The 18,597-nt window shown below is 38.3% G+C and carries 18 protein-coding genes and 1 riboswitch; of the genes, 17 read left to right on the forward strand and 1 reads right to left on the reverse strand.

Going from position 1 to position 18,597, the window contains the following annotated elements:
* Positions 1-32 precede the first annotated feature (32 nt).
* The 13 genes from ACZ11_RS02065 to ACZ11_RS02125 all read left to right on the forward strand — a co-directional run bounded on the left by ACZ11_RS02065 (position 33) and on the right by ACZ11_RS02125 (position 13,835).
* Positions 33-644, forward strand: coding sequence for a sulfurtransferase TusA family protein (locus ACZ11_RS02065; RefSeq protein ID WP_082172636.1), 612 nt, complete (start codon positions 33-35; stop codon positions 642-644).
* Between the two features lie 173 nt (positions 645-817).
* On the forward strand, positions 818-1,213 hold the full coding sequence (locus ACZ11_RS02070) for a DsrE/DsrF/DrsH-like family protein (protein WP_049663234.1): 396 nt from the start codon (positions 818-820) through the stop codon (positions 1,211-1,213).
* A gap of 90 nt (positions 1,214-1,303) precedes the next feature.
* Positions 1,304-2,431 carry an MBL fold metallo-hydrolase gene (locus ACZ11_RS02075; protein WP_049663235.1) on the forward strand — a complete coding sequence of 376 codons (1,128 nt, stop codon included), beginning with the start codon at positions 1,304-1,306 and terminating at the stop codon, positions 2,429-2,431.
* A 160-nt stretch (positions 2,432-2,591) separates the two neighbouring features.
* Positions 2,592-2,819: a sulfurtransferase TusA family protein gene (locus tag ACZ11_RS02080; RefSeq protein ID WP_049663237.1), complete on the forward strand. Its 228-nt coding sequence runs from the start codon at positions 2,592-2,594 to the stop codon at positions 2,817-2,819.
* 95 nt (positions 2,820-2,914) lie between these two features.
* Entirely contained in the window at positions 2,915-3,691 is a 777-nt protein-coding gene (locus ACZ11_RS02085; protein WP_049663238.1) for a sulfite exporter TauE/SafE family protein, read from the forward strand.
* Positions 3,692-3,704: 13 nt separating this feature from the next.
* Positions 3,705-4,409, forward strand: coding sequence for a DsbA family oxidoreductase (locus tag ACZ11_RS02090; RefSeq protein ID WP_049663240.1), 705 nt, complete (start codon positions 3,705-3,707; stop codon positions 4,407-4,409).
* A gap of 294 nt (positions 4,410-4,703) precedes the next feature.
* Positions 4,704-5,657: a c-type cytochrome gene (locus ACZ11_RS02095; RefSeq protein ID WP_049663242.1), complete on the forward strand. Its 954-nt coding sequence runs from the start codon at positions 4,704-4,706 to the stop codon at positions 5,655-5,657.
* Between the two features lie 154 nt (positions 5,658-5,811).
* Positions 5,812-6,744 carry a M23 family metallopeptidase gene (locus tag ACZ11_RS02100; protein ID WP_236690759.1) on the forward strand — a complete coding sequence of 311 codons (933 nt, stop codon included), beginning with the start codon at positions 5,812-5,814 and terminating at the stop codon, positions 6,742-6,744.
* Between the two features lie 96 nt (positions 6,745-6,840).
* The gene (locus ACZ11_RS02105; protein ID WP_049663243.1) at positions 6,841-8,829 is read left to right on the forward strand and encodes an ABC1 kinase family protein; all 1,989 of its coding nucleotides are present in this window, start codon (positions 6,841-6,843) and stop codon (positions 8,827-8,829) included.
* Positions 8,830-9,361: 532 nt separating this feature from the next.
* Positions 9,362-10,582 (forward strand): C40 family peptidase, encoded by a 1,221-nt coding sequence (locus tag ACZ11_RS02110; protein WP_049663245.1) that lies wholly within the window; start codon positions 9,362-9,364, stop codon positions 10,580-10,582.
* Between the two features lie 550 nt (positions 10,583-11,132).
* Positions 11,133-11,681, forward strand: a complete 549-nt coding sequence (locus tag ACZ11_RS02115) for a hypothetical protein (RefSeq protein ID WP_049663246.1) — start codon at positions 11,133-11,135, stop codon at positions 11,679-11,681.
* A gap of 235 nt (positions 11,682-11,916) precedes the next feature.
* Positions 11,917-12,122, forward strand: a riboswitch (cobalamin riboswitch).
* 203 nt (positions 12,123-12,325) lie between these two features.
* A complete protein-coding gene (locus tag ACZ11_RS02120) occupies positions 12,326-12,868 on the forward strand; it encodes a hypothetical protein (protein ID WP_049663248.1) in 543 nt (180 codons plus the stop codon).
* A 1-nt stretch (position 12,869) separates the two neighbouring features.
* A complete protein-coding gene (locus ACZ11_RS02125) occupies positions 12,870-13,835 on the forward strand; it encodes an ABC transporter substrate-binding protein (protein ID WP_049663250.1) in 966 nt (321 codons plus the stop codon).
* Positions 13,836-13,883: 48 nt separating this feature from the next.
* On the opposite strand, the gene ACZ11_RS02130 is transcribed toward ACZ11_RS02125, so the two are convergent.
* Entirely contained in the window at positions 13,884-14,333 is a 450-nt protein-coding gene (locus ACZ11_RS02130; protein ID WP_152911452.1) for a hypothetical protein, read from the reverse strand.
* Between the two features lie 154 nt (positions 14,334-14,487).
* Here ACZ11_RS02130 and ACZ11_RS02135 point away from each other — a divergent pair, with 154 nt between their 5' ends.
* The 4 genes from ACZ11_RS02135 to ACZ11_RS02150 all read left to right on the forward strand — a co-directional run bounded on the left by ACZ11_RS02135 (position 14,488) and on the right by ACZ11_RS02150 (position 18,419).
* Complete coding sequence (locus tag ACZ11_RS02135; protein WP_049663253.1) at positions 14,488-15,255, forward strand: tyrosine-protein phosphatase; 768 nt, start codon at positions 14,488-14,490, stop codon at positions 15,253-15,255.
* Positions 15,256-15,510: 255 nt separating this feature from the next.
* Positions 15,511-16,896 (forward strand): MATE family efflux transporter, encoded by a 1,386-nt coding sequence (locus ACZ11_RS02140; RefSeq protein WP_049663254.1) that lies wholly within the window; start codon positions 15,511-15,513, stop codon positions 16,894-16,896.
* The gene (locus tag ACZ11_RS02145; protein ID WP_049663256.1) at positions 16,896-17,732 is read left to right on the forward strand and encodes a putative RNA methyltransferase; all 837 of its coding nucleotides are present in this window, start codon (positions 16,896-16,898) and stop codon (positions 17,730-17,732) included. Before ACZ11_RS02140 ends, ACZ11_RS02145 begins: the two co-directional genes overlap by 1 nt.
* 78 nt (positions 17,733-17,810) lie before the next feature.
* A complete protein-coding gene (locus ACZ11_RS02150) occupies positions 17,811-18,419 on the forward strand; it encodes a lysophospholipid acyltransferase family protein (protein WP_049663257.1) in 609 nt (202 codons plus the stop codon).
* Positions 18,420-18,597 lie beyond the last annotated feature (178 nt).

Below are 18,597 nucleotides of genomic sequence, written 5' to 3' on the forward strand. Positions count from 1 at the left end.
ATAATACCCGTGTAGGTATGAGGGAGGAAGTTATGAGTATTAAGGTGGATTTTCAACTAGATGCCAAGGGGCTTTCTTGTCCTATGCCGATTGTTAAAACGAAAAAGGCAATGGCTGATTTAGTAGATGGTCAAATTTTAGAAGTATCAGCAACAGATAAGGGCTCGAAGGCGGATATTGCTGCATGGGCTGAATCTGTGGGTCATCAATACATTGGGACAATGGAAGAAGAAAGTGTGCTTAAACACTATATTCGTAAATGCTCAGACGACACAATGGATGAGAAAATATTTGAACGAACAATTGGGTTAGAAGAAGCGATGGAAAGGGAAGGCCTTATTCTCGACGTTCGCGAGGAGGCGGAATTCGCTTTTGGACACATCAAGGGAGCGAAGTCTATTCCTATGGGTGAACTAGATGCACGTCTTTCTGAACTTGATAAAAAGCAAGAGGTTTATGTCGTATGTCGAACAGGGAAGCGTAGTGATTTAGCTGCTCAAAAGCTTACGGCACATGGCTTTACAAAGGTATTTAACGTTCTGCCAGGTATGACTTCCTGGACAGGTGATTTAACTGCTTTCAGCTCCGTTGAAATGGAGGAACTCAGTCTAAGAACGCCACGTCCTGTGGCAACGACTGAGTGACCAACTTCGTGTTGGCCTAAAGCCTCCGGTGGGTGTCATGGAAAGGGAAGGGAGTTCAATAAAGGATCTTAGGCTAACTGACCTGCATCACGCAGGCCTAAGCACAAAGCCGATTCCGGACGCAATTATACCGGGGCATAATTGATCAAAAAAACTTTTAGGAGGAATTTATTATGTCAAATAAAGTAGCAATTATTGCAAGTAACGGTGGTCTTTTCGATGCATATAAGGTGTTCAATATCGCAACAGCAGCGGCGGCTACTGAGAAAGAAGTAGCTATCTTCTTTACATTCGAAGGGTTGAATTTAATTCATAAACAAGGAATGCATGCATTACCTATGCCTGCGGGAGCGGAGCATTATGCAGAAGGGTTTGCTAAAGCTAATGTACCGGCAATTCCTCAATTAGTGGAAATGGCACAAGAATTAGGTGTGAAATTTATCGCGTGTCAAATGACTATGGATGTAATGGGTTTAACGACAGATGATTTTGTTGAAGGTATCGAGGTCGGGGGAGCTGTGACGTTCTTAGAGTTTGCAAAAGATGCAGCACCGTCATTAACATTCTGATTAATTTGAAGCTAAACTAACAATACAGGCGGAGAGGGCAACCTTTCCGCTAAAAAAATCAATAAAACAATACCTTGGGGGGTAATAAGAGTGTCGGTTTTAAAATGGAGTGCAGCGCAGGTAGCGAAAAAAGTAATTAATAATGAAGAATTATTTATTTTAGATGTTCGAAATACAGATGCATTCGAAGATTGGAAAATTGATGGCCATAAATTTGAATACCTTAATATTCCGTATTTTGAGCTGTTAGACGGCGTAGAGGATATTTTACCGAAGATACCAGCTGATAAAGATGTGTTAGTCGTTTGTGCGAAAGAAGGTTCATCGCTGATGGTGGCTGAGATGTTATCGGAAGCGGGACGTACTGTAGCTTATTTAGAAGGTGGAATGAAAACGTGGAGTGAATATTTAGAACCTATTAAAGTTGGAGATTTAACAGGTGGTGGTGAGCTTTATCAATTCGTACGTTTAGGGAAGGGTTGCCTTTCTTATATGGTCATCTCTGAGGGTGAAGCGGCGATTATCGATGCTGTGCGTTTTACAGACGCATTCACAAGCTTTGCAGAAGAGAAAAATGTAAAGATTAAATATGTGTTCGATACACATTTACATGCTGATCATATTTCTGGTGGTCGACATATAGCAGCTACTACTGGTGCGACTTATTATTTACCACCAAAAGATGCCGAAGAGGTTGTGTTTGACTATACACCTTTGCTTGACGGAACAGCTGTACAAGTTGGCGCCTCTAAAATTGATGTAGGAGCGATTTATTCGCCTGGTCATACAATTGGTTCAACGTCATTTGTTGTGGACAGCAAGTATTTATTAACTGGAGATATTTTATTTATTGATTCAATTGGACGCCCTGATTTGGCGGGTCTTGCAGAAGACTGGGTTGGTGATTTACGCGAAACGCTGTACAAACGTTACAGAGAATTATCAGAGGATTTAATAGTTTTACCGGCGCATTTTATGATTATTGATGAACTAAATGAAGATGGGACTGTAGCAAAACATCTTGGACAATTATTTGCTGAAAATCACGGCTTAAATATTAAAGATGAAGCAGAATTCCGAAGTGTCGTAACAGAGCATTTGCCTCCGCAGCCAAATGCATATCAAGAAATTCGTCGAGTAAATATGGGGAAGATTACCCCAACGCAGGATGAGCAAACAGAGATGGAGATTGGTCCGAACCGCTGTGCAGTTCGATAGTTAAATTTATAAAAGAATGTTGAAATGCAATGATTACGCATGCGTGGTTATAGCGTGTAAATACCGCGAAGCGAAGGCGCTCATCCTTCGAAAAGTCGTGAAAAAACAAACAGAACTGGCAAAATCGCTTACAACCTTTGCCGTTCCAAAGGAGAAAAATATGAAATCAAACTTACAACTAGACGCAAAGGGTTTATCTTGTCCGATGCCTATAGTGAAAACAAAAAAAGCGATAGATACATTAGCTTCAGGGGAAATTTTAGAGGTTCAAGTAACAGATAAGGGGGCTCTAGCGGACATCCCTGCTTGGGTAAAAGCAGGTGGTCATGCAATTTTAGACAAATCTGAAGATGCTGGTGTCATTACATTCTTTATTCAGAAAGCTTAAGACTGGTGGGGTTGTCTCTTCTATTTGAAGGTAGAACAACCCCCCCTTTCATTTAATATTAGTCCTTAGTGAAGTAACCAGAAAGAAGGAAAAGTATGGATTTGGCATGGATCATTACAATATTTTTAATTGGCTTTGTAGGTTCGTTTGTATCAGGTATGCTAGGAATTGGCGGAGCAATTATTAAATATCCAATGTTATTATATATCCCACCTTTACTTGGTTTTGCAGCATTTTCAGCACATGAGGTATCGGGGATTAGTGCAGTAGAAGTGTTGTTTGCTTCTATGGCAGGGGTATGGGCATATCGAAAAGGTGGGTATTTAAATAAATCACTGATTATATATATGGGTGGTGCCGTATTAGTAGGTAGTTTCGTTGGTAGTTATGGCTCCAAATTTTTATCTGAAGTGGGAGTTAACATCGTTTATGGTGTATTGGCGTTGATTGCTGCAGTGATGATGTTTATTCCTAAGAAGCAAATTGACGACAAGCCTTTAGATGAAGTAACGTTCAATAAAACAGTAGCAGCCGTGTTAGCGTTTATAGTTGGTATTGGATCAGGGATTGTAGGGGCAGCTGGTGGTTTCTTGTTAGTACCTATTATGCTAGTGGTATTAGGGATACCAACGCGTATGACAATCGCTACAAGCCTTGCTATTACCTTTATATCCTCAATAGGCGGGACGATTGGAAAATTGATGACGGGACAAGTTAATTACTATCCTGCGATCATTATGATTGTAGCTAGCTTAGTAGCTGCTCCTCTAGGTGCAAAAGCGGGGAAAACATTAAATACAAAGATTTTACAAGCTATTTTAGCGGTGCTTATATTGGCAACTGCTATTAAAATTTGGGTGGATATATTGTAGGAGGCAGTAGCATATGAAAATTGAGGTTTTTTCGGATTTTACATGTCCGTTCTGTTATATTGGCAAACGGGAACTGGAACGGGCTATTGACTTAGCGGGTTATTCAGGGCAGGTAGAAATTGAATATAAAACACATCAAATTGGACCACATACGCCTAAGGAAGACGCACCAACTTTATATGATGGGATGGCTGCGAAATTTAACTCTACATTAAAAGAAGTGAAGGAAATAATTGAGGGTATAGCAATGCGGGCTGGAGAGGTTGGCTTGCGTTACAATTTTGAAGATATGAAAACAGCTCATACTGAAAAAGCTCATCGATTGGCAAAATGGACAAAGCAGTTTGGTAAAGAGTCGGTTTATACGGAAGAGCTAATGAGGGGTTATTTTACGGAAGGAAAAGACTTAAACGATGATAGGTTCTTATTAAAAGTCATTGAAAATTTAGACTTAGATGTTGAAATAGCAAAGGGTGTACTAGCATCAAACGACTTCGGTGAAGCTTTAGACAGAGATCGTTATGATGCCCAACAACTAGGTGTACAAAGTGTTCCGTTCTTTGTTTTTGAAAATCGCTACGGTATTAAAGGTGCAGAGCCTACTGAGGTTTTCGTACGAACTTTACATCAAGCAGCAGAGATAGCTGGTATTCAGCCGATACTAAAGATGGTAGGTGATGGTGAAGCTATTTGTGCTGATGGTGAATGTAAATTATAAGGGAACGTTATAATGTCGGGTGCAATGCTGTGCTCGGCATTTTTTTATCTTCATTCAGCGGATATTTTCTGTGCAAAAGCGAAGCGACAGCTACAATTACGCTAAGGTTAAATTGATTAGGAAATAATACATACTGCAAGAGGTATTAAGTCTCGTTTAATGTGTTATAGAACAAAAGAATTTATAATTTTATCCTCTAAATGGTTCTATTTACGTGAGGTGTGAGAAAATTCACATCGAAAAACATGCTACTTTGCTAAAATATAGGTGATTATACAAAGGGGGGTATTATAGATGAAACCTATAGTAGCAGGAGTAGCGGGGACAGTACTGTTAGCAGGTACGCTTTTTGTAGGAGCAGTCATTAGCGACAAAATTTTAGGGGATGCTAAAGGAGAAAGCGAAGAAGCCGCTGTACAAACAAAAATACCAACATCAGCAGCTGCTCAGTCAGTTGTCTATGCGCCACCAAGTATTGAAGAAGTACCGGATGGACCTATGAAGGAAACGATATTATATGGCTATGAGCTTGTAAATAATACACATGTTGCCGCAGAAGAATATGTTGGGAATCAGTTGTCTTGCACAAGCTGTCATGCAGGGGCGGGTTATGATGAGCAAGTTTCGTCATTGGTAGGTGTTATGGCGAATTATCCTCAATATATTGCACGCTCAGGTGATATTGTAACGATTGAGGAGCGTATTAACGGTTGTATGGTTCGTAGTATGAACGGTAAGAAATTTGACATGAATAGTAAAGAGTTAGAAGCAATGGTCTCATACTTCGCCTACATTTCAGAAGGTGTACCTATCGGGGCGGAGCGTGAATGGGTAGGTACAAGTACCATGAAGGACATTCCTATACCGGATGTTAAGAACGGTGAGGAAGTATATGCTCAGTCTTGTATTGCTTGTCACGCAGCTGATGGCTCAGGTACAGGTGCTAATACAGGTCCGGCATTATGGGGTAAAGACTCATTTAATGATGGAGCGGGTATGGCGAGAATGTCGAAAATGGCTGGCTACATCAAAAATAATATGCCAGTGGGTGCAACAGGTACTTTGACAGATCAAGATGCCGCTGATTTAGCAGCCTTTATTTTATCGCAGGATCGACCTGAATGGGGTAATCATGGTAAAGATTGGCCTAAGGGCGGCCGTCCTAATGATATTATGAATAAAGAAAAACGGGAGCAAGTTAAAAATGGCACAATAAATTGGGAGCAAGTGCTTTCCACTAACAAATGAAGTGGAATCGCCCCTTACAGATAGAAATAATTTACGTTTTGATTTACCTTTAGATAATTTTTGTCTAAAGGTATTTTTTTATCTAAAGATGGAAATCTACATCTGAGGCCGTATAGGCGCGTTATCCTTCGATTGCTATATTTAGTAATGGTGATTGCTATTATGGATTTTAGACATAAGGAGGAAGTTTATTATTAAAAAAATGTTGCGAAAGTATGGTTACACAAATGGTGCTTTAACAGGATTTATTTTATTGTTATGGATCAGTGTCTTTTTTATTGGAGGCATATATGGAGCGTATTCATGGGCAATACTTAAATTAGTTTTACCAATCCTAGGGGCGCTAGGATTGATGATTAATTTGATTATGTTGATTATATCTATAGTTAAAAAGCAGAAAAGTGTAAAGTTGTTTATTAATATAATCGTAAACATAATGCTAATCTTTCCAATACTAATGACCATGAATATTATTCCCTTTGCTTACCCGAACACTATTGAACGTGCTCATCCATCTATAGCTGTAAGATGGCCATTAACTTCAGAAGCTGTAGTAGGGTGGGGCGGTAATGATGTTAAAGATAATTTGCCTCATGCAGTATGGGCATCAGAGAGATGGGCCTACGATTTAGTAATGAAACCATATAGTATTAATAGTGAAAGCAATGAGGATTACGGAATATGGAATAAAGAAATTTACTCACCTGTTTCTGGAATTGTTATTGCTGTTTCAAATAATGAAGCTGACATTACACCAGGGACAGAAGATTTTAAGTCGATAGAAGGAAATTATGTGTACATAAAAATAAAAGAAACAGGTACGTATCTTTTACTCAATCATTTAAAAAAAGGTAGCGTTTCTGTTGAAGTGGGAAATACTGTAGAACCTGGAGATTTCGTAGGACGTGTTGGAAATAGCGGTTCATCCTCGGAACCCCATTTGCATATTCACCATCAAAGACAAGATCCAACAAAAGCTATACATCCTGTCTTAGCGGAAGGACTGCCTCTATTTTTTCAAGATATAGATGGTAACTCAATGCCGAATAAAGATACTTTTATAAAACCACACCCTTTATTAAAGTAACTATTTCTCAGGTTTCTGGATCTATACAATAAAAGAAGTACAGGGCGTAATTTGTTATACTAGCAGTATTAGGAAGTAGCATCGGAGGTGACGCTGTTGATTTATTTGAAATTTGCAATCCAAATCATTGTTGTGTTAGTGCTTATTTATTTTGTAAGTGGTCGATTAATTGGTTCAAACATTAATTTTATACGCAGGGTTCTTTCTGTAGTCATTAGTGTGACACTAACGTCCTTTGTTTACTGGTATTCCTATTTACGTCATACAGACTTTTTGTATGAACCAATGATGCATACAGTGACAGAGGTAAGTACACTTGTTTGGATTGGCTGCATGCTACTAATTTCGATGTTGCTCTATCTCGTTTTTGAGCTTTTTGATCCAAGTGGTATTACAGCTAGAGACCGTCGAAATGGCAGAAAAAATTTATTATTACGCCTTCATAGCTACTGGCGACAGCAAAAACGTTTGCGTCAGGTGTTAAAAATAGCAGTGACAAATGGCGTTGTTCAAACGATTAAATACGCAAGACAACGAGAAAATGAAAAGGAGCTTGCCGTTGCTTTAAGGATAACTTTGGAGCAATGTGGTGGGATATTTATTAAATTTGGTCAGGTGCTTTCTACTCGTAAGGAACTGTTTTCGCCTATCTTTATTGACGAGTTAGAGAAGTTACAAAATAATGTGAAGCCTTTATCGTCTGAACAGGTAACGCAAATTTTGGAAGATTCACTACCTAAGCCTATGAATGAAGTATTTGCAAGCTTTCAAATGGAGCCTATTGCGGCAGCATCTATTGGACAAGTGCATAAGGCGCGATTGAAAAATTTTGATGAAGTCGTGGTGAAGGTACTACGTCCGGAAGTGAAGGGAATTATGCGAGACGATCTCGAAATTTTAGAGGAGTTTGCCAATTGGCTTTCAAAAAAATCAACATGGGCTGAGTCACTTGGCTTTCGAGAGCTTGCAAAAGGATTTGCCAATGGGTTACGCGAGGAAACTCATTTAGATATTGAGGCTCGTAATACTATACAGGTGACGAATGCTCTTGCTAAAAGCGATTATAAGGTGAAGATTCCTAAAATCTATATAGAATATTGTAATGAAAATATTATTGTCATGGAATATGTTCCGGGGAAAAGCGTTGCAAATACTACGGCTGAGTTTAATCGATTTGGAAATAATCGTAGGCAGTTTGCACGGACTGTTTTATATTCCTTCTTTGAACAAATGCTTTTTTCGGGTATTTTTCATGCAGATCCACATCCAGGAAATATTCATATTGATGAGACAGATGGCACACCGATACTACTTGATTTTGGGGCTGTAGGCCGTTTGGGAGCTACACAACAAGAGGGGTTAAAGTTAATAATAATGGGGATTCATCTAAATGATTCAAGCACAGTATTTGACGGCGTAACATTATTGGTTGAAAATGCTGATCATGCAGAGCGTGCAAAGATAGAGCAAGCAATTGATCAAATTCTCTTGAAAATCTCTTACGTGGATCGAATTCCAACAGAGGAATTAATACATTCGTTATTTACGGTTGTTCGTGATTTCGGTCTTACTTTCTATCCGGCAGTAGGTTTAGCACTTCGTTCATTAGTAACATTGGATGGGACATTACGGGTAATTGACCCAAGTTTTGATATCTTTACGGAAGCGAAAGATTTTTCATCCGAATATATGCGAGCAGCCTTCTTGAAGCCGTTTAAAGAACCGATGGCAACAAAGGAACGTTTACAAGAAGAATTAGTAATGCTTATTCCGACATTGCGCAAAATACCAAGGCGAGTTGACCAGCTCATTCAACGGGTGGAGAGTGGGAAAATCACCTTACATCACGATGTTTTTTCGGATGAGGATAATGCTCGTTTTATTACACATTTGTTTTCCCGTTTCGTCTTACTTCTCGTAGGTATTACTTTTGGCATTATTTCTGTAGCACTTTTAGCAATATCACAATTTATTCGTGAAGCGTACGCTGTTTATTTAAATACAGCTGCATACTTAGGGTTATTTTTATGTGCCATTCTTTTAGTACGCCTTTCTATCCAAGCGCTACGTTCTATGAAGCAATAGGAAGCGCCAAATCGAAGTGAAAATCAATCTTTGTTTATTGAAACACATTAGTTATATCTATTCTGAGGTAGGGGAGATGCTCCCTTACCCTTTTTATTTTAACTTATTTCAGCGGGTGTCCAAACATCCGATGAAATAAAGGAACTCAGTCTAAGAACGCCACGTCCTGTGGCAACGACTGAGTAACCAACATCGTGTTGGCCCAAAGCCGATTCCGGACGCAATTATGCCGAGGCATAATTGATAAATGTTCTCGAGAAATATTACAAAAACATTACAAAGCAAATAGTAGGACTAATGGTAAAGCAGTTAATATCGTTGCTATGTAGAATAAAACGTGATTTTGTAGAATTTATAAGAATTTACGTGAATGTTACAAGAATGTTTCGAGTTTTACTAAACGATTAAAAAGACGTGAAATAGTATAAAAGTTATGCTAATAATGCTAAACTTTAAAAGGCTAATAAAATATAAGAATATAAATAGAATCGTTCCAGTGATTACATAAAAATACTAAGAGCGAAATTGACTAGTGAAGGGAAAGAATAACGTGGGTAAGCGCAATAAATGGCGTAAGTCGATGGTGCTAGCATTAACACTAGCTGGCGGCTTATTATTTAATACAGTTCAACCAACAGTAGTGCACGCAGAAGAAACTTCTCAACAAATGATTGATAAGAAAGCTAAAGTAGATACAGAGGTTAAAAAGCTACATGAAGAATTAACTAAACTACAAAAAGAGATCGATGAAAAAGTAAAAGTATTTAACAAAGTACAAGCTGATATTAAAGAAGTTGATGCAAATATTGTAGATACTAAAAAACGTATTGAGCAACGTTCAACGATTCTAAGTGATCGTATGGCTGCATACCAAGCTCAAGATAATACTGTGGGTACTTATTTAAATGCTGTTCTTGAAGCAAGAAGCTTAGCAGATTTAATGGACCGTGTCGTAGCGGTAAAAACATTAATGGATGCTGACCAAGAATTAGTAGACCAACAAGAAGCAGATAAGGCTAACTTAGAGAAACAAAAAACAACATTAGATGAAAAACAAAAAGAGCTTCAAAAGCAATTCCAAGAGCTTCAACAAAAGGAAAGCGAAATGGAAGTGAAAAAAGCTGAAAATGAAGCGAAATCTCTTGCATTAAAGGCACAAATTGCAACGAAACAAGAAGAAGAACGTTTAGAAGCAGAACGTAAAGCAGCAGAGGAAGAAGCAGCTCGTTTACGTGCACTTCAAGCAACTACTCCAGTAGTACAAGCAACAAACAACAACGATAACAACGATAACAATAATAACAGTAACGATAACAATAGCAACGCTAACAACAGCAGTAAAGCGAACAATGTAGAATCACCACAAAAAGTAGTTGTTGGTTCTGGTTCAGGTACTGCATCTTCAGGTGATGCAATTTCAACTGCAAAGCAATTCTTAGGCCGTAGCTATGTTTGGGGAGGCAGTAACCCATCAACAGGATTTGACTGTTCAGGTCTTGTACAATGGTCTTACAATCAAGCAGGCGTATCTTTACCACGTACAGCATCACAACAATATTTAGCGACACAACGTATTTCAGCAAGTGAAGCACGTGTAGGTGACCTAGTATTCTTCAGCTATGGTTCAGGCGTAGCGCATGTAGGTATTTACTTAGGAAACAACACGATGATCGATGCTCAAAATAAAGGTGTTGTCATTGAATCACTTGATTGGTGGAATCAATATTTAGTAGGCTTCGGTCGTATTCAATAAGCCTTACTATTATATAGACGATTGAAATAGCAAAAAGGTCATCTTTGTAAAAGAAAAATTACAAAGATGACCTTTTATTATTTGATGGTATTTAAGATCCTGCAAGTAAACCAATCATGATATAGTTATCCATTAATTTAGGCTCGACTACTCGGTGAATAATGAGTAAAATAACATCTGTAATGAATAAATTTACACAGGTGGATATATTTACTGCTATAGTCCCGGTTACTAAAGTGGAGCCGAGGAAAGGGATCGCAACATTTATTTATAAAATGATTGTCGTCATTATGGCGTATTTTCCTTGAGTCAATTCCAATCATAAAGCTAACACGTAAAATTTGTCTTTAATAGTCGAAAGAAATGTTTCCTTGCATATTGATCCTCATTTCTGATAATTTTGAGATATACAATTAAGGATCTTTGTTTGGAAATAAAGTTATTTGTGACTTTAATTTAATAGTAGTAAAGTAACCAATTATATAAATTAAGACAACACCTATAAGTTCGCCATTTTTTACGTTCTGAAACAATAAAGGTAGGGATGATCATGGAAAAAGAGATTTTGCAACTTTTTAGTAATTTAACAGAGCGTGACCGTGATATGCAATACAAATCATACGAAGAGTTGATGAAAATTATGCAGGAACCAGTTGATTGGACATATTCAGTTTGGGAACAACTTGTTCAGGCTCTTACATACAAAAATGGACATGTGCGTGCAAGTGCTGCACAAATTTTATGCGCGTTGGCTGCAAAAAGTGATCCTGAAGAAAGAGTATTAGAGGACTTTTTAAAGATTTGGGCAGTAACGTATGATGAAAAAACAGAAACTGCGAGGCATACTTTGCAGGCAATTTGGAGAATAGGTTTAGCAGGGCAGGTACAAAGAGATTTAGTCGTATCATATTTGGCGAAAAGATTTCAAATATGCTTAGACGAAAAGCACCCGACGTTGATTCGCTATGATATTATTGTATCTTTTAAAAAGCTATTCGATGCAACGAAAGACCCGAAACTACTAGAGATTGCACGGCGTTTAATTGAAGAAGAAGAAGATGTTAAATACAAAAAGAAATATAAGAATGCCATCTGTTAAAAGTTGTGAAAAAGCTGTTTTTTGCGCAAATTCTCTCGGTGAGAGATAGCCTTTATAACATCAATCTAAGAAGTATAAGAAATCCCTGCACAAGCATGAGAGATACCCGTGTGGGCAATAAGATCACCCGAGTGCATAAGGTAATACCTGCATGATTTTTATCCAACGTATTTGTTTATTCTAATTCCACAGCTATTTTTTCCTATTAATCTATGTTAAACTGCTTAACAAGTGAATAATTCTTGCAGAATAAGGGTGCTGAACTATAGCATAATCGGGAATTCGGTGAAAAACCGAAGCTGTTTCCGCAACTGTAAGTACAGGAATCATAAAGATATACCACTGTCGAATTGTCTGATGGGAAGGTTTTTATGACTCACAACGTGATTGAATGTTGTGAACTGTACAAGCCAGGAGACCGACCTTTGTTTGAACGTATGATAACTCTTCGGAAGCTAGGAGAATATGGGGCAATTACATAGGCTATATCGTGTCTGCTACGACACTATTTATGTTATTTTCGTTGTTTCCTTAGGAGTGGGAACAACGTTTTTTTTATGTACACTTATAATTCACCTGAAGAAATCCTAGGAAGAGTGTGAATGAAGTAAGAATTTTTCACGAAGGAAAGCGGGGACTTAGATTTGAAAAAAGATGCGCGTTATTCTTGTTATCCATTTATGCGTGAAAAGGCATCAACAGTTGATTTTGAAATTCGAACGGATAGCCTTACAACACATATTGGCGTCGCATTGGCGGCGGTAAAAAAGGAAACGGTAGAGGTAGTAGCAGATGATTTACTAGCCATTTTACCAATGGCTTACCATGTAAATGGGTCAGTCCGAGGTAAATTGGCGGTAACTGAAGATGATTTGACTTGGCTTAGTGATCGCTATGATTTCTATGTTAGTCATGTTAAGGATGAAATACAAAACTTCGTATTACCTCAAGGGACAGGGGCTGCTACTGCATTACATTTATGCCGTAGTGAAGCGAAAAAATCATATCGCGTTTTACACAAAGTGTCTGAAGAACGGGAAGTACCAGCTATTCTCTTTGATTATTTAGGATTACTAGCCAATGTCTTTTTTGTAATGGCTGTCTATATGAATCAGTATGCTGGTATTGCTGAAATACCGTTTATTAGTAAGTCGTACCCGATGAAGAAGAAAAAGGAGAATCAATGAAATGAAGAAAATGTTTAAACTACAATGGCTTTCTGTGTTGATGCTGGCACTCGTATTAGTTGGCTGTGGCACGAAAGAGGATACAAATAAAGAGACTGTTTCTAAGGAAGATCAACAAGTTGAGAAAACTAGCTATAAAGTTAAGGATGACCGTGGCGTAGAAGTAGAGTTTGCTGCTGTACCTAAAACTATTGTTTCATTACAACCTAGTAATACAGAAATTTTATTTTCTCTAGGTGTGGGTGATAAAATCGTTGGTGCTACTGAGTATGATACGTATCCAGAAGAAGCGCAAAAAATTGAGCGTGTTTCTGATTCTGTAAAATTCAACAGTGAGCGTATTTTAGCGTTAAAGCCAGATGTCGTTATTGCCTATACAACTGGAGGCAAAGATGAAGAAAATTTGAATGCATTAAAAGGTCTTGAGGATGCGGGTATCAAAGTGTTTGCCATTCAATCAGCTACCTCATTTAATGATGTTTACGGCGATATCCAACAAATCGCAACGGTTATGGGAATCAAAGATAAAGGCGACAAGTTAAATGAAGATATTAAAGGTAAAATTGCAGAAGTCCAAGCGAAAGTCAAAGATGTGAAAGAACCAAAAAAAATCTATTTAGAAATTGGTCCAAAGCCAAACTTATACACAGCTGGTTCTGGCACATTCCAACAAGAGATTTTAAATGCTGCGAATGTTAACAATGTATTTGCAGACCTCAAAAGCTGGGCACCGGTATCTGAGGAAGATGTCATTGCGAAAAAACCAGATGTCATTTTAACAACAGTAAACTATGTGAAAGACCCAGCGGCAGAAATCCTTTCTCGTGATGGATGGAATTCAATCACTGCTATTCAAAATAAAGCGGTTTACTATATAGATACTGATATTTCAAACCGTCCGGGTCCACGTATTGGCGAAGCTGTTGAGTTAATAGCAAAAGCAGCATACCCTGAGTTATTTAAATAGTCTATATTGAAAAAGAGTATTTTGGAGCTGTCCTTTATGGGCAGCTTTTTAACTTCTTTCTGAAAATGCAAAGTCGACTCCGGGCGCAAATATGCCGAGGCATAAGTGATCGGTTAAAGTGGGTAACTGCTCCGCTTTGATGAAGAAGTGAACGGGTAGGGTGGATAACTGCTCCGCTTTGGAGAAAAAGTGATCGGTTAAAGTGGATAACTGCTCCGCTTTGATGAAGAAGTGAACGGGTAGGGTGGATAACTGCTCCGCTTTGGAGAAAAAGTGATCGGTTAAAGTGGATAACTGCTCCGCTTTGATGAAGAAGTGAACGGGTAGGGTGGATAACTGCTCCGCTTTGGAGAAAAAGTGATCGGTTAGAGTGGATAACTGCTCCGCTTCGAAGAAAAAGTGAACAGATAGATTGGATAACTGCTCCGCTTTGATGAAGAAGTCATCAGGTAAAGTGGAAACCCGCTCAGCATTGATGAAGAAGTGATCAGGTAACACGGCCACCTGCCTCGCTTCGATAAAGAAGCGGTCAAATAGTTCCCCTCATGCTCAAAGTACTGTATGACATTTCCTAGTGCGAAAATTGGTATTATATCGAATTGTTCTATAAAATAGAGATAAGAATGCTTGCTAACAGAGAGAGGTGCAGTGAGTGAAACAGTTTGATATAAAGATTGTTCCGTTTGAAGCAGTTCATAATTTTCGTGATATGGGTGGATATAAGTCGAGAGATGGGCGTGCTGTTAAGAATGGTTTGATTTATCGTTCAGCAGCACTTGGTAAAATGACGAAAGCGGATAAGGAGCTATTTGAAAAGCTAGGTGTGAAAACAATTTTTGATTATCGAGACAACCACGAGGCTCAAAATAATCCTAATCCGGTATTTCCGTATGCCAAGTATATTCAAATACCGGCAAAGGGAAATCATGCTTTTGAGATGCCTACAAACACTGGTGGAAAAGATTTTTATAAGGTTGTAAGCCCAGAGATGTTCCGAGACTTTTATGCACAAATGCCTTTTAATAATGGCTCGTTTAAAAAGTTAATAGCAACGATTCAACATCCTGAAAATTTAGGGCTTGTTCATCATTGTGCGGTCGGGAAAGATCGAACAGGTATTGGCAGTGCACTTATTTTACTTGCTTTAGATGTACCTGAGGAAACGATAATGGAGGACTATTTAGATACAAATGTACATCTACGTCCCTTAGTAGAACGAATGGCTCAGACAATTCAGCAAGATTATAACGATCGAGAATTACAGCAATTTTACGCCTTAATGTCTGCCCGTGAGGACTATTTACAAGCAGCATTTAATGCAATAGATAACCGATATGGCTCTAAGACTTCTTTTTTAGAGCAAGAGTTTGGTTTAACAATAGAAAAACGTAAGCAATTGCAGGACCATTGCTTAATATGATAAGAAACCCTTTCACATAAAATTGTGAAAGGGATTTTTTACGTATTATACTAGCTTTACAATGTTTCATAATAAAAACTCTTTACACCCTAAAAATCTATGATAAGATACTATATATTTTTATCCCGCGGTAACGGGTAGTAATCTATCGGTACCGAAAGCGAAGAGTTAGGTACAAAACTCCCATCTTAAAATGGGTAGTTGGGAGATTAACTGCCCGTAAAATCTTTATAAAGCGTATAGGAGAAGTGAAAATTGTCAGACACATTAAGGGAAAGTGATATAAAAGAGACAAATAAGTTAAGTTTGTTCCATTTAACGTGGCCGATATTTTTAGAAGTATTTTTGTTTATGTTAATGGGACTAGCCGATACTTTTATGCTCAGTGCTTTATCAGATAATGCAGTATCAGGGGTTGGTGCAGCCAATCAGTATATCCATATTGCGATTTTAATACTTGAAGTAGTTGGTAATGGTGCTTCCATTGTTGTATCTCAATATTTAGGTTCAAGGCGCTTTTTTGAAGCAGCGAAGATTTCCGCTTTAGCAGTTACGATGAATTTGGTCGTTGGACTAATGATGAGTGTCTTATTTTTCTTCTTTTCGAGCCATTTAATGACCATGATGAACTTGCAGGGAGAAGTGCTTAAATATGCTCAAAGCTATTTAGTAATCATAGGAAGTTTTATTTTTTTACAGGCAATTATAAATGCGTTAGCAGCGATTATCCGTGTACATGGATGGACAAAGCAAACGATGTATGTATCGCTAGGTATGAATGTGCTACACGTTGTATTAAACTACGGTTTAATTTTTGGTAACTTAGGATTACCGGAGTTAGGTGTAAAAGGAGCGGCTATTTCCTCAGTTGTAAGTCGGGGATTAGCAGTTCTTGTGTTTTTCTGGCTGTTGTATCAAGTCATGGAAGTAAGAGTGAAGCTAGAATATTATTTCGAGTATTCAAAGGAATATATTCGAAAAATATTAAATATAGGCTTACCTTCAGCATTTGAGCAGGTACTTTATCAGTTCTGTCAGATTGTCTTCCTTTATTATGCAACGTATTTAGGCACAGAGACACTTGCTGCAAGACAATATGCTATGAATATTTCGATGTTTACGTATTTATTTGCGATTGCAATCGGGACGGGCACAGCTATAATTATTGGGCGAAATGTCGGTGCTGGTAAAAAAGATCAAGCTTATCATCAGCTTTGGTTAAGTGTACGCGCAGCTTTTGCCTTTACGATAACTATGGTTGCAGTTGTGACGATATTCCGTAAGCAACTTATGCACGTTTTTACTGATAATCAAGAGGTCATAGCCATCGGAGCGTCTGTCCTAGCATTAAGTATTCTGCTTGAAACAGGGCGTACGATGAATATTGTAGTTATTAACTCATTGCGTGCCTCAGGGGATGCAAGATTCCCAGTGAAAATCGGTTTCTTATCAATGGTATGTATGAGCCTCCCACTAGGTTACTTGTTTGTCTTTGTTTTAGATTGGGGGCTAGTAGGTATTTGGCTAGCGATTTCGGCAGATGAATGGATGCGAGCCATTATCGTATACTTTAGATGGAAAAGTCGTAAGTGGGAGCGTTTTGCACTTGTTTCACCTACAGAACAAAAGGAGGCGAATTAATGGGAGCACTTTCTAAAAGAGCTGCAGGGGCAGCCTTAATGGATAAAAATATTACACTTTTTGCTTGTCCAATTTGTCAGGAGTCAATGGGTGTATTTGAGCAGGGTAGATTAGTATGTTCCTCAAATCATTCTTTTGATATTGCCAAGCAGGGCTACGTCAATATGCTGACACATAGTGCGGTTTCTAAGTATAGTAAAGATCTTTTTGAATCTAGAAAAGCAGTTATTGATAGCGGCATCTATGATTTAGTAGAAGATAAAATCGGAGAGCTAATTGCTAATGCAGAAACCGTGCTTGATACAGGGTGTGGTGAAGGTTCACATCTAGCCCGTATTATGGGGGATAAAAGAGGTAACTGTATTGGCGTTGGTATTGATATAGCGAAAGAAGGCATACTTGCTGCATCCCGACATTATCCAGAACAAATTTGGTGTGTTGGCGATTTAGTGAAAAGTCCATTTGCAAAATCAAGCTTTGATGCCATATTAAATATTTTATCGCCCGCCAATTACGAAGAATTTAAACGTCTATTAACTCAGAATGGTTGTGTTGTTAAGGTTGTACCTCAAAGCGGGTACCTACATGAGCTTCGAGCCCAATTATATGCGGATTCTACAAAAGAGTCGTATTCAAATGAACAAATAGTTGCTCGTTTTAAAGAAAGCTTTGCTGATGTTAGTGTAGAACGTATTACTTATACAGTACCGCTAGCTACAGAGCTTTTACCAGCACTGCTTGAAATGACACCGATGGGCTGGCATAAAAAAGAAGAAGTCAATATCCAGTTAAATGAAATTACGATTGATGTTGATGTATTAGTGGGAAGAATCTAGTTATTTCATATGCAATTGCTATATACCGGTCTTTTCGATTACAATGGGTATAACTATTGAATAAGGTAGGATGAGACAGTGTATAAATTTATAGCAAATCTTATAAAAGTGATATTAACATTAACGGGCTCAAAGGCGCGTGTATATGAGGAGCAAAACTTACCGAAGGAAGGTGGGTTTATTATTGCATGTACACATACGGGCTATGTTGATATTTTAAACCTTGGGGTTTCAATGACTCCTCGAGAAATTCACTTTATGGCTAAAAAGCAATTATTTGATATAAAAGGCCTTGGCTGGCTTATAGAGCGTTTAAATGCCTTTCCGGTAGACCGTGACAATCCAGGGCCAAGTGTTATTAAAATCCCTTCACAGTTATTGAAAGAGGGTAAAATCGTCGGGATTTTCCCATCTGGTACACGAAATGCTGATGGTACGGATTTAAAGCAAGGTGCGATTACTATAGCACAGCTCTCTAAAGCTCAAATTGTACCAGCCGCTTACGTTGGTGCGCGTAGTGCCGGCGATGTTTTTAAGCGTGGAAAGGGTTATCTAATTTATGGAGAGCCATTTTATGTAACAGGTAAAGGTAAAGAAGGACGCGAGGAATTTACTCATCGTCTTGAGCATGAATTAGTAGCGTTAACTGAAGAATTAGAGAAGCGAATTGCAGCAGAAAAGAAATAAAGTGAAACAAATTCAGATGAGGCCTCCCTGTGAAGAAAACGAACCTTCACAACCTTTTGAAGTGGAGTAGCTTCCTGCCAGTCATATGCTGGATACCTAAGAAGGCACTCAGAATCATTGATTTTGAGTGCTTTATCTTCATTCAGAATTTGTTTTCTGTAGCAAATAGCAAAGCGAC

It is taken from the genome of Lysinibacillus xylanilyticus (assembly GCF_001183605.1).
GTDB lineage: Bacteria > Bacillota > Bacilli > Bacillales_A > Planococcaceae > Lysinibacillus > Lysinibacillus xylanilyticus.